This is a genomic window from Xenorhabdus koppenhoeferi (assembly GCF_900116635.1).
In the GTDB taxonomy this organism is placed as follows: Bacteria; Pseudomonadota; Gammaproteobacteria; order Enterobacterales; family Enterobacteriaceae; genus Xenorhabdus; species Xenorhabdus koppenhoeferi.
On sequence record NZ_FPBJ01000038.1, the window covers coordinates 1 to 12199 of the forward strand.

Annotated in this window: 17 protein-coding genes; 6 read left to right on the forward strand and 11 right to left on the reverse strand. The window is 40.7% G+C overall.

Annotated features, from left to right (window positions below):
* Positions 1-196 (forward strand): hypothetical protein (locus BM329_RS14825; RefSeq protein ID WP_218153264.1); only part of this gene is annotated, 196 nt, incomplete at its 5' end.
* Positions 197-294: 98 nt separating this feature from the next.
* Positions 295-846: a gamma carbonic anhydrase family protein gene (locus tag BM329_RS11555; protein ID WP_092553230.1), complete on the forward strand. Its 552-nt coding sequence runs from the start codon at positions 295-297 to the stop codon at positions 844-846.
* Here the strand turns inward: BM329_RS11555 and BM329_RS11560 are convergent.
* The 5 genes from BM329_RS11560 to dprA form a co-directional block, all read right to left on the reverse strand.
* Positions 816-1085 carry a DUF1488 family protein gene (locus BM329_RS11560; RefSeq protein WP_092553233.1) on the reverse strand — a complete coding sequence of 90 codons (270 nt, stop codon included), beginning with the start codon at positions 1083-1085 and terminating at the stop codon, positions 816-818. The genes BM329_RS11555 and BM329_RS11560 overlap by 31 nt on opposite strands.
* Positions 1082-1900, reverse strand: coding sequence for a shikimate dehydrogenase (gene aroE / locus BM329_RS11565; protein ID WP_092553236.1), 819 nt, complete (start codon positions 1898-1900; stop codon positions 1082-1084). Before aroE ends, BM329_RS11560 begins: the two co-directional genes overlap by 4 nt.
* Before the next feature lie 6 nt (positions 1901-1906).
* The gene (gene tsaC, locus BM329_RS11570) at positions 1907-2476 is read right to left on the reverse strand and encodes an L-threonylcarbamoyladenylate synthase type 1 TsaC (RefSeq protein WP_092553239.1); all 570 of its coding nucleotides are present in this window, start codon (positions 2474-2476) and stop codon (positions 1907-1909) included.
* Positions 2469-3029 (reverse strand): DNA topoisomerase family protein, encoded by a 561-nt coding sequence (locus tag BM329_RS11575; protein ID WP_092553242.1) that lies wholly within the window; start codon positions 3027-3029, stop codon positions 2469-2471. Before BM329_RS11575 ends, tsaC begins: the two co-directional genes overlap by 8 nt.
* 63 nt (positions 3030-3092) lie before the next feature.
* Complete coding sequence (gene dprA, locus BM329_RS11580) at positions 3093-4181, reverse strand: DNA-protecting protein DprA (protein ID WP_092553245.1); 1089 nt, start codon at positions 4179-4181, stop codon at positions 3093-3095.
* Between the two features lie 132 nt (positions 4182-4313).
* Here dprA and def point away from each other — a divergent pair, with 132 nt between their 5' ends.
* The 4 genes from def to trkA all read left to right on the forward strand — a co-directional run bounded on the left by def (position 4314) and on the right by trkA (position 8643).
* Positions 4314-4826: a peptide deformylase gene (def, locus tag BM329_RS11585; RefSeq protein WP_092553248.1), complete on the forward strand. Its 513-nt coding sequence runs from the start codon at positions 4314-4316 to the stop codon at positions 4824-4826.
* A gap of 24 nt (positions 4827-4850) precedes the next feature.
* A complete protein-coding gene (fmt, locus tag BM329_RS11590; protein WP_092553251.1) occupies positions 4851-5798 on the forward strand; it encodes a methionyl-tRNA formyltransferase in 948 nt (315 codons plus the stop codon).
* Positions 5799-5882: 84 nt separating this feature from the next.
* Positions 5883-7172 (forward strand): 16S rRNA (cytosine(967)-C(5))-methyltransferase RsmB, encoded by a 1290-nt coding sequence (rsmB, locus tag BM329_RS11595; protein ID WP_092553253.1) that lies wholly within the window; start codon positions 5883-5885, stop codon positions 7170-7172.
* Positions 7173-7266: 94 nt separating this feature from the next.
* Positions 7267-8643 carry a Trk system potassium transporter TrkA gene (trkA, locus tag BM329_RS11600; protein WP_092553256.1) on the forward strand — a complete coding sequence of 459 codons (1377 nt, stop codon included), beginning with the start codon at positions 7267-7269 and terminating at the stop codon, positions 8641-8643.
* Between the two features lie 47 nt (positions 8644-8690).
* Here the strand turns inward: trkA and BM329_RS11605 are convergent, their stop codons facing one another.
* From BM329_RS11605 to BM329_RS11625, 6 genes are all read right to left on the reverse strand, one after another.
* Positions 8691-8891 (reverse strand): alternative ribosome-rescue factor A, encoded by a 201-nt coding sequence (locus BM329_RS11605; RefSeq protein ID WP_092553259.1) that lies wholly within the window; start codon positions 8889-8891, stop codon positions 8691-8693.
* Positions 8892-9001: 110 nt separating this feature from the next.
* Positions 9002-9697 carry an IS630 family transposase gene (locus tag BM329_RS14830; RefSeq protein ID WP_245759072.1) on the reverse strand — a complete coding sequence of 232 codons (696 nt, stop codon included), beginning with the start codon at positions 9695-9697 and terminating at the stop codon, positions 9002-9004.
* The gene (locus BM329_RS14835; protein ID WP_218153268.1) at positions 9685-10035 is read right to left on the reverse strand and encodes a helix-turn-helix domain-containing protein; all 351 of its coding nucleotides are present in this window, start codon (positions 10033-10035) and stop codon (positions 9685-9687) included. Before BM329_RS14835 ends, BM329_RS14830 begins: the two co-directional genes overlap by 13 nt.
* Positions 10036-10148: 113 nt before the next feature.
* Entirely contained in the window at positions 10149-10562 is a 414-nt protein-coding gene (zntR, locus tag BM329_RS11615; RefSeq protein ID WP_092553262.1) for a Zn(2+)-responsive transcriptional regulator, read from the reverse strand.
* A gap of 196 nt (positions 10563-10758) precedes the next feature.
* Positions 10759-11151, reverse strand: a complete 393-nt coding sequence (gene rplQ, locus BM329_RS11620; RefSeq protein ID WP_092553265.1) for a 50S ribosomal protein L17 — start codon at positions 11149-11151, stop codon at positions 10759-10761.
* 40 nt (positions 11152-11191) lie between these two features.
* Positions 11192-12181, reverse strand: coding sequence for a DNA-directed RNA polymerase subunit alpha (locus BM329_RS11625; RefSeq protein WP_038269634.1), 990 nt, complete (start codon positions 12179-12181; stop codon positions 11192-11194).
* Between the last annotated feature and the right edge of the window lie 18 nt (positions 12182-12199).

Consider the following 12199-nt stretch of genomic DNA (forward strand, 5'->3'; position numbering starts at 1 on the left):
GGCGTATCTTACGCTTTTTGCCTCCGGAGTCAAGCGTTTATTGTCGCTCTTTTCCGACTTCCCGCCGCGGCATGTCTCAGCGCAGCGTCGGTCAGCGGTGGCGCATTATAGGGAGTTTTTCGGCGCTGACAATAGTTTTTTTAATTTTATTTTCAAGAGAACGCTTTTCGCACTAATCGATATAAAAACCATCTGAATAGACTAATATTGAAACAAACTTTTTTCATTGCATGGCGATCTTTTCCTCAATAACATCTCCGTTAACTGCTACTTATTTTTACTGTTGAGGTTTTTATGTCCACTGTATTACGCCAATATCTAGACTTTTATCCTCAAATTGGCCAAAAAGTTTTTTTAGACCCTTCTTCTGTAGTGATCGGTGATGTCAAATTGGCAGATGATGTCAGTATCTGGCCCCTTGTAGTAATCCGGGGAGATGTAAATTATGTATCAATTGGTTCGCACACAAACATTCAAGATAGCTCTGTTTTGCACGTAACTCATAAATCCCATGATAATCCAAATGGTTTTCCTCTCATAATTGGTGAAAATGTCACAGTAGGCCATAAAGCGATGTTGCATGGATGTACAATTGGAAATCGAGTATTAGTTGGTATGGGTTCTATTTTACTTGATGGTGTAATTGTTGAAGATGATGTTGTCATCGGAGCTGGCAGTCTTATTCCTCCAAGGAAAAAATTAGAAAGTGGCTACCTTTATGTAGGCAGCCCAGCCAAACAGTTAAGGAAACTTAAACCTGAAGAATTGGAAGAGCTACTTTATTCCGCCAATAATTACGCTCGCTGGAAAGATAATTATTTATCGGCGCAATCTGAAGACAAATAATAATGTCCTTGCTGATCATCATTCCCACTCAAAATAACTGTTTCGAATTCCTCCTCCAGATCCCAGCGATGTTGACGAAACAGCTCGAGTGGGTGGTTTGATTTACCATATCGTATAATAATTGTATCAGCGCTGATCATACACTCCACCAGCAAACCATCGACCATTGCAGGAAATATCACCTTACTTTCTATTTCATTCCACTCTTCACGGTCAGGAAACTGAATTGATTGGTTCATACGTGTAACTCTCTCCTTAAGACAGATAAAACAGGCTCTATTTCAGGAAATACACCATGCCACAATTCAAAAGCATACGCAGCCTGCCCGACTAACATGCCTAAACCATCGGCTAAACGAGAAGCGCCATTTTTATGAGCAAAATTAAGGAAAGGGGTAAGTCCTTGTTGATAATACATGTCATAACAGACGCTATTGTTTTGAAAAACCAACGGTGATATTTCAGGAACTTGTCCATTAATACCGGAGGCTGTTGCATTAATGATAACGTCAAAATCTGGAGAAATAAGGGACGCGATTTCAATCGCCCAGATATTGCCTAGTTGAGAAAATTTATTCGAGATGATTTGTGCTCGCTCAAAGGTACGGTTAGTTATAGTGATTGAACAACCTAATGACAACAAAGGAGATATTACCCCTTTTGTCGCTCCCCCAGCTCCAATTATTAAAATATTTTTTCCCTGAGAGAGGAAATCAAGTCCCTGTAAATCCACCAACAAACCTATACCGTCTGTATTATCGCCAAGAAGCCGATTTCCCTCAATCCGCTTTAAAGTATTAACTGCTCCACTAATCCTTGCTCGTTCAGTCAATTCATCAGAGATCTGATAGGCTCTTTCTTTGAAGGGAACAGTAATATTTGCACCTAATCCCCCTTGCTCAAAAAAACAGCCTAAAGTCTGTTCAAAACACTCGATCGGAGCAAGTATCCGCCCGTATTGATGATCGATTCCCGTTTGTTCAGCAAATAATCGATGAATATAAGGAGATTTACTGTGGGAGATTGGGTTACCAAAAACCGCGAATTTATCCATTATTTTCTATCCTTGCCGATATAATTCACCAGTCAAAGCATCTCTGATTTCTGATGGATTTTCACGCCCTCCTACTTCTCCCTCCAGAACTGGAATACGGCTCCCAAATTGCTGACGCACTTCTTCAATACTCCGGCATGGTTCTAATCCACTTAAATTCGCACTAGTAGAAACAAGAGGTTTTTTATACAGGGAACATAGTTGATTAACTAAAGGATGATCCGTAACTCGAACTGCCAAAGTTGAAAACTTACCCGTCAGCCATTTCGGTGTCGTTTTTTTGGCTGGAATTACCCATGTCACAGGCCCCGGCCAAAATGAAAATATGGTTTCTTTCTGTTCATCACTCAGCTGCTCTGCATCAATATAAGGACATAACCGCCCATAATTATCAGCAATAAGGATTAATCCTTTTTCCCAAGACCTATTTTTCAATGTTAATAATTCTTGTACAGCATTTTCACTATCAGGGTCACATCCCAATCCAAAAACAGCTTCTGTCGGATAGGCAATGACTTTTTCTTTTTTCAAAGCCGTGACAATTGAATCAAATACAGGTGCGATGTCGTTACTCATTTTTACTCTCAATTTCATGGAATTGCTGCTTGCTACACAATTTACTGGCACAAATTAATTTTACACCTTGGGAAGTGCGCTTTTCTATTAATAACGGGTAGTGACAAAACATACATTCTCCCGAAATTGGTTTATTATTGAGTGTAAACTGACACTCTGGGTAGCGATTGCAAGAATGGAATGTTTTACCAAAACGAGACTTACGCTGAAGTAATTTTCCCTTCTGGCATTGAGGACAACTAATTGATATATCGTCAGGTTTATCAATCAATTCTGTGTGTCCACATTCAGGATACTGGCTACAGCTAATGAACATACCATAACGCCCCTGCCGTAAAACCAGAGTAAAACCACATTTAGGGCATATTTTCCCATCCAATTCCTTAACCACATATCCATCATTCTGAGCTTTTAAAGGACGAAGATAATGGCAGGATGGGTAACTGGAACATGCGGAGAATGGGCCATGAGTTCCATTGCGGATCACTAACTCAGAGCCACACTCAGGACAATACTCTGTTTCTTTTATAGTAAAGGGAACTTTCTTAAACATATCTCACCCACAGAATATCAACCACTATAAGATTGATATCATTAAAATAATAAATATTTATTATCAATTAATTAAAACATATCCACCAGCAACAGCCGCAACTTTTCCCATAAGTTCCAACTCTAATAGTCTGGTCATTACTTCTGCAACAGGAAGGGAAGAACGCTGGGCTATCACATCAATAGAAGTCACTTCGTTACTTACGTTAACCAGCACGTCTGTAAATGGCAACTCTGTTTGTTCAAATTGTTTATCCTCTTCTTCTTTTCTTTTTTCTTCGATATTAACCCATTGAAAAGAAATATTAATGTGTTCCATTATATCCATCACATTTGTTGCCAAATAAGCACCTTGCTTAATTAACCAATGATTACCTTCATTCGAAGGAACACCTAATGGTCCCGGTAGAACAAAGATATCTCTTCCTTGTTCAAGGGCACAGCGGGCCGTAATCAGTGATCCGCTATTCTTATGGGCCTCTACAATAAGAGTAGCCAGGCTCAATCCACTAATAATTCGATTTCGTCTTGGGAAATTTTTAGCTTTAGGCGGTGTGTCAGGAAAAAACTCAGAAACCAACGCACCACTTTCTTTAATACGCTGGGACAAAGACTGGTGCCGACTGGGATAAATATTTTCAAGACCACTTCCAAGTACGGCGATGGTTTTTCCTCCTGAATCCAGTGCAGCCTGATGACAAATACCATCAATACCAACTGCCAACCCACTAGTTATTATCAAATTATTCTTAGACAACTCCCCAGCAAATATCTTTCCCCATTTTTCACCATAGAAAGTCGCAGCCCTGCTACCAACCATTGATATCTGTTTTTGGGACAGAACTGATATGTCACCTTCAACAAAAAGCAGAAGAGGCGGAGAATGTATTTGCTTTAATAAAGGGGGATATGCGGGATGAGAAAAAGTCAGTAAATGATTATCCGGCCGTCCTAACCAATTTAAACACGAAATTAGCGTGGAAGGATTAGCCTTAATAAATTGCAGACATTGAGTAGGTGAAAGACCGCATTCTTTAAGAAAGGCTGCGCTACAATTGTTCGTTTGCAACAAACGCTCCATAATAGGAATTGCCTTTACTACTGAAAGGTGAGAAACCATTCTCATTCTCAACCATATTTCCATCGCTTCCATAATCGTCATCCTGACCTGATTTAGAGTAACACAAGCATGATTAATTTGTGTTCAATACTGTCAATCTAAACTGGAAATGTCTAGAATAGGCACTCATTATCACTCACTTTTTGGATGCAGTTCTAAACATATATGTCAGTTTTACAAGTATTACATTATCCAGACGAGCGACTTCGCACTATTGCAAAGCCAGTAGAAAAAGTCGATGCAAAAATCCAGCGTATCATTGATGATATGTTTGAAACGATGTATGCAGAAGAAGGCATTGGCTTAGCAGCAACACAAGTCGACATTCATCAAAGAATTATTGTCATTGATGTCTCTGAAAATCGCGAACAGCGTCTTGTGATGATTAACCCAGAATTGGTCAATGAATCTGGTGAAACAGGAATAGAAGAAGGTTGCCTATCTGTTCCTGAACAACGTGGGTTTGTACCTCGTTTTGAACAAGTCAAAATTAAGGCGTTGAATTATCATGGCCAGCTATTTGAATTGGAAGCCGATGGTCTGCTCGCAATTTGTATTCAACATGAAATGGATCACTTGGTTGGTAAACTTTTTGTCGATTATTTATCGCCGTTGAAACGCCAACGTATCCGCCAGAAAGTTGAAAAAATTGACCGACTAAGAGCCAAGAACAAATAAATTTTATCATTGCAGGAAATAACAGTGTCTGATTCTTTACGTATTATTTTTGCCGGAACCCCTGATTTCGCAGCTCACCATTTGGCTGCTCTATTAAACTCTCAACACAACGTTGTCGGAGTTCTCACTTTACCAGACAAACCGGCAGGAAGAGGTAAAAAACTGACACCAAGTCACGTAAAGGTATTGGCTGAAGAACAAAACATTCCGGTTTTTCAGCCAAAAACCTTACGAACAGAAGAAAGTCAACGGTGGTTCATGGAGCAACAAGCCGATATTATGATCGTTGTTGCATATGGATTGATTCTTCCCCAAGCTATTTTAGATATACCACGTCTGGGATGCCTGAATGTTCACGGCTCTTTGCTACCTCGCTGGCGTGGAGCTGCGCCTATTCAACGCTCAATTTGGGCTGGAGACCAAGAAACTGGTATCACAATCATGCAAATGAATGCGGGGCTTGATACTGGTGATATGTTACTGAAGGCGGTTTGTCCAATTACAAAAGAAGATACCAGCGCCAGTTTGTACGAAAAACTTGCTGATATTGGCCCTGAAGCTTTACTAAATACCTTAAATTTAATCATATCGGGAGAATATAAGCCTGAAATTCAGGATAACACTCTTGCAACCTACGCTGAAAAACTAAGCAAGGATGAAGCAAAAGTCGATTGGAATTTGCCAGCGATTCAACTTGAACGTTGCATTCGAGCTTTCAATCCTTGGCCCATGAGTTTCTTCTTAATCGATGATCAACCTATTAAAATTTGGCAAGCCGTAGTTATCACAGAGCAAACAACTCAAGCTCCCGGAACAATTATCAGCGCAGATAAAAAAGGTATTCAAGTTGCAACTGTAGATGGAATATTAAATATTACTCAGTTACAACCGCCTGGCAAAAAAGCAATGTCAGCAGCTGACTTCTTAAACTCCAAGCGTGAATGGTTTACATCTGGTAGCAAAATTAACTGATATTAATTTTGTCCATATGCTTTTAGCATACGGCTTCTTCCCATTTTAATTCTACAGGTAACAATCAGCCTTTTTGACCATACCATGAAAAACACATATAACTTGCGAAGCATCGCTGCAAAAGCGATCACTCAAGTGCTGGAGCGAGGGCAATCTCTCAGCACCGTTATCCCAGAACTCCAACAAAAAGTTTCTGGCAAAGATAAAGCTCTACTCCAAGAACTCTGTTTTGGCGTTATGAGAGTATTACCTCAGCTTGAGTGGTTTATTAGTCAATTAATGACAAAACCATTAAAAGGAAAACAACGTATTTTCCACTACCTGATCATGGTTGGAATATATCAGCTTATTTATACTCGCATACCTGCGCATGCGGCACTTGCGGAAACTGTTAATGGAGCAATTAACTTAAAACAACCACAGTTAAAAGGGTTAATCAATGGTGTTCTTCGCCAATTTCAACGTCAACAGCAAGAATTAGTCGAACGCGCAAATAGTCATATCAGTCAATACTTACATCCTAAGTGGCTGCTAGAACGTATTCAAAAGACTTATCCGCAAAACTGGCAAACTATAGTCGATGCAAATAACCAAAAACCGCCCATGTGGTTACGAGTAAACCAACTTCATCATACAACTAATGAATATTTTGCTTTATTAGAAAACGCTAACATAGAAGCAGAACTGGATACAGATCATCCTAGTGCTATTCGTTTGCTAAGTCCCTGTCCCGTAAGTTATCTACCTGGGTTTGAGCAAGGATGGGTAACTATTCAGGATCGATCTGCTCAGGGATGTGCTGAACTATTAAGTCCATGTAACGGAGAATCTATATTAGATCTTTGTGCTGCACCTGGTGGAAAAACTACTCATATTCTCGAAATAGCGCCAAAATCTAAGGTTCTCGCCATAGATATTGATGAACAACGAATTAAACGAGTAAAAGAAAATTTACAACGACTCAATTTACATGCTGTTGTAAAAACAGGTGATGGTCGTCTTCCACATGAATGGGCTACAGGTAAGCAATTTGATCGTATTCTCTTAGATGCACCATGTTCTGCCACAGGAGTTATTCGCCGCCATCCTGATATAAAATGGCTACGCCACAATGAGGATATTGATCAATTAGTGACATTACAATCTGAAATTCTTGATGCTGTATGGCCATATTTAAAGAAAAATGGCACTCTGGTTTATGCAACTTGTTCAATTTTACCTCAAGAAAATAGCGAGCAAATTCAATCGTTTTTGGAGTGTCATGCTGATGCTAAATTATCAGAAACAAAAATTCAGGAAAAATCAGGAACACAAATTATCCCAGAAGCAGCAGGTGGGGATGGTTTCTTTTATGCTCGACTAACTAAGCAATAATACTCCTCTCTCGTTCCAAATGAGCGGAATGATTTGATAATTTTGCTAAAATAGCAAGATTAGGAAGACGGCTGCAAATCAAGAAGAGAATGCTATGAAGATAATTATTCTGGGGGCAGGCCAAGTTGGTGGAACATTAGCCGAGAATTTGGTTGATGAAAACAATGATATAACTATCGTTGATACCGATACAGATCGTTTACGACAATTACAGGATAAATTCGATCTCAGAGTTGTAAATGGTCATGGCTCCCATCCCAGAGTATTAAGGGAAGCAGGGGCTGAGGATGCCGATATGCTGGTAGCTGTCACAAACTCAGATGAAACCAATATGATTGCATGTCAAATTGCTTACTCTTTATTTAATACACCCAATAAAGTTGCTAGGATACGGTCGTCAGAATATATTCGAGAGTCAGAAAAATTGTTTCAGCCTGATGATATTCCTATTGATTATCTAATATCTCCTGAGCAATTGGTAATTGACTATATATATAAATTGATTCAATACCCTGGTGCATTGCAAGTCGTTAATTTTGCAGAAGATCGTGTCAGTATTGTGGCAGTCAAGGCCTATTATGGCGGCTCTTTAGTGGGTAATGCTTTATCTTCTCTCCGAGAACATATGCCGCATATTGATAGCAAGGTTGCAGCAATCTTTCGTCAAGATCGCCCAATCAGGCCACAAGGTTCAACAGTTATTGAAGCTGGAGACGAAGTATTCTTTGTTGCAGCATCACAACATATCAGGGCTGTAATGAGTGAATTACAACGGCTTGAAAAACCGTATAAGCGCATAATGATAGTTGGTGGGGGCAATGTTGGAGCTGGCTTAGCCTTACGGCTTGAGCAGGATTATAGTGTCAAGCTAATTGAGCACAACCAAGAAAGGGCTATAGAACTAGCAGAAATATTGCACGATACCATTGTCTTTTATGGGGATGCTTCAGACCAAGAATTACTCGCTGAAGAACATATTGAACAAGTTGATGTTTTTATTGCATTAACAAATGACGATGAAGCCAATATTATGTCAGCCATGCTTGCAAAGCGAATGGGAGCCAAAAAAGCAATGGTTCTTATTCAACGTAGTGCATATGTCGATTTAGTACAAGGTGGAGTCATTGATATTGCCATTTCCCCGCAGCAAGCTACGGTATCAGCATTACTTGGTCATGTTCGTAAAGCGGATATTGTCAGTGTGTTTTCATTAAGGCGGGGAGTCGCTGAAGCTATCGAAGCTATAGCTCACGGTGACGAACATACATCAAAAGTAGTTGGGCGCAAAATAGGTGATATAAAACTACCTCCAGGAACAACAATTGGCGCTATTGTGCGCGATGAAGAGGTCATCATTGCTAATGATTACAGCATCATTGAGCAAGGTAACCATGTGATCATGTTTATTACTGATAAAAAATTCGTTCCTGAAGTGGAAAAATTGTTCCAGCCAAGCCCTTTCTTTCTTTGAAAATATTATTTTCAGTTCTATAGATTAATATTTTTTGACTTAAGAAATTAGAAGGCCAATAATAATGACTTGAAAAAATTATTATTATTGGCCTCCCAACTATTGTATTTACCACGTTCTTCTTTACGATTGTAACTTCCTTTACCTTTTTTATTTTTTTCTACTCTTTGCCTAAACAAAGGATCGTGTAGTAAAGCTTCTAAGGCATTATCTTTAATGACGCCTTTTTTATGGTTATATGTTGTCATCATAACCTCTAACTATGACTATGACTATGACTTATTAGACATTAGATTTATTAAAAATCGGGGTTATTGATAGTAATTTATTAACCCGGTGTACAAATATCTATTATTTGTTATGCAGCATATCGGATACAGCGATGCTGGAAATAACGAGCAACATGTTCAGATCTTTTCTGGAGCCTCATCATATGACTTCGAGTCTTTTTGACTAATTCTTGCGGACTTCTTGCCGGTGAAGAGGCCCGGATAGCATTTTTCAAATCACCATTAAGGTACTCATCCGGGTTTAATTCGGGTGAATAGGCAGGCAAATAAAACACTTCAATTCGGTTTTTGTGTTTCTCCAACCACTTTTTGACAAGCCGGGCATGGTGGACACGCAAATTATCCAGTATCACATAGACCTTACGAGCGGCCTCTTTTATCAAGCGTTGAAAAAAATGCAGCAGCCTTCGGGCCGTCATCGTGTCGTGATACAGCATAAATCGCACACTGCCCCGATTATTAATCGCCGATATCATATTGATAGAAAAGCGCGTTGCACAAATATCAACAACGGGCGTTTTTCCTCTGGGCGCAAAGCCCCGGCTATGCTGGCAGGTATTTTTTATTCCCGTTTCATCTCCCCACCAAATTTCCGCCCCTTCTTCTGCGGCTTTCTTTTTTATCGCCGGATAGGTCTCTTTATGCCACTTTTCGACGGCTTGAGGATTTTGTTCATAGGCTCTTTTGAGTGGTTTTTGTGGCGTAAATCCCCAACGCTTTAGATAGTCAGTGAGTGTTCTTTTCGCAATTTTTATGCGCCACATTTGCCAAATAAGCGCCTGAATCGCGTTGCGCGACCAAAGTGCATAAGGCAATCCCATTTGTGATGGCCATTTAATTCGAGGAGGATTTGCTGGAGTTTAGCTTCCTGAGGGGGCGTCAACAGACGAGCTTCCCTTTCCCGGCACCCACGTTTTCCCTGAATCAAGGCACCGTCGCCCCCTTTTTGCCAGGTTCTGATCCAAATACAAATGGTGTTATAACTGATGCCAAGTGTTGTCGAGATGATTTTGCGGGAAATTCCCTCTTGATGCATTTTTATCACGAGGTGGCGGTTATATTGCTGTATCTCTGGTGAGAGCTGACGAGTATCTTTTTTCATCTCGTTATTATATGCAAGTTATTGGTATTTGACCACCTTGTTAATAAGTAAACTAAGTATCTGTTTAAAAAAAACACAATTATACTCCTAGCTTTCCGGATAATAAAGAAAAATTATTTATTCCCAGCACCTTCTTCCAAGATCTCCAAGATAGAGCAATATGTGCTTATATGTGTACTACCACAACATGCATCACTCAACATCGTCAAAGAATCGTGCATTCTTTGCATTTCCAACAGCTTTTCTTCTATTTCTTTCAATCTAGAGTCAACAATCAGCTTCGATTCTTGGCATGTATGATGCTCTGGGTCTACACGGATTGATAGCAATTCTACAATTGCTTCTAGTGTAAAACCTAATTGTTTCGCATAACGAATAAAGCGTAGTCTCTGTAAATCTTGCTCTTTATATAATCTATAACCACCTTCTGTCCTTTCTTCATGTTCCATCAAGCCCTGTTTTTCATAAAATCGGATAGTGTCAGGTGTGACACTTGCTAATTTAGCTAACTGACCAATACGATACATAAGAGAAACTCCTATCAAATAGGAAATAAAAACTGGAGGATAAAATAAGGACAATACTACCAGAATAGATTAAGAGATCACCCACGCAGGAAAAATTCACAAAAAAGTAGATGAGAAATGAAATGGTGGCTATTAATATAAAAGCAAAAGGCAATAAAAAACCGGGATAACACCCGGTTTTTTACGCTTCTACAAATTACTCTGCAGATGCTGCTTCAGTCTGAGACTCAGCTGCGCGGTCAACAAGCTCGATGTATGCCATCGGTGCATTATCACCAGCACGGAAGCCACACTTCAGAATACGAGTGTAACCACCTGCGCGACTCGCAAAACGCGGACCCAGTTCATTAAACAGTTTTGCCACGATCTCGTTATCACGAGTACGGGCGAATGCCAGACGACGATTAGCTATGCTGTCGGTCTTGGCAAGAGTAATCAGCGGCTCAACGACGCGACGCAGTTCTTTCGCTTTAGGCAGAGTCGTCTTGATGATTTCATGACGAACCAAAGAACCTGCCATGTTGCGGAACATAGCTTGGCGATGGCTGCTGTTGCGGTTCAATTGACGACCACTCTTACGATGGCGCATGACCTTATCCTTCTCAGTAAAACCTTAACCTGTGATCTAGTTATTCATCAGCAATACTTGCCGGTGGCCAGTTTTCCAGACGCATGCCCAGAGAAAGTCCACGTGAAGCCAGTACGTCTTTAATCTCAGTAAGAGATTTTTTACCCAAGTTAGGTGTCTTAAGCAACTCAACTTCGGTACGCTGTACTAAATCACCGATGTAGTGGATAGCTTCTGCTTTAAGGCAGTTAGCAGAGCGGACAGTCAATTCCAGATCGTCAACAGGGCGCAGCAGGATCGGATCAAACTCTGGCTTCTCTTCTTTAACTTCCGGTTGACGTACGTCACGTAAATCAACGAAAGCTTCCAGTTGTTCAGCCAGAATGGTAGCTGCACGGCGAATCGCCTCTTCAGGATCGATTGTACCGTTAGTCTCCATCTCGATAACCAGCTTATCCAAGTCAGTACGCTGTTCTACACGAGCTGCTTCAACATTGTAGGCAATACGCTCTACTGGGCTATAGCAAGCATCTACTAACAAACGACCGATAGGACGCTCATCTTCTTCCGAATGAATTCGGGCAGAAGCCGGCACATAACCTCGACCGCGCTGAACTTTAATACGCATGCTAATGGAAGCGCTCTCGTCAGTCAGATGGCAGATTACGTGCTGCGGCTTGACGATTTCGACATCACCATCATGGATGATGTCGGCTGCAGTCACAGGGCCAATGCCAGATTTATTCAAGGTAAGGATAACTTCATCTTTACCCTGAACTTTCACCGCCAGCCCTTTCAGATTGAGGAGAATCTCCAGGATATCTTCCTGTACACCTTCTTTGGTGCTGTACTCATGCAGTACACCATCAATCTCAACCTCAGTCACCGCACAACCCGGCATAGACGAAAGCAGAATACGGCGCAGTGCGTTGCCAAGAGTATGGCCAAAGCCACGCTCTAATGGCTCAAGGGTCACCTTGGCATGCGTCGAACTGACTTGCTCGATATCTACCAGGCGCGGTTTTAGAAACTCTGTCACAGAACCCTGCATTGTGTCCTCTCTTTAGTG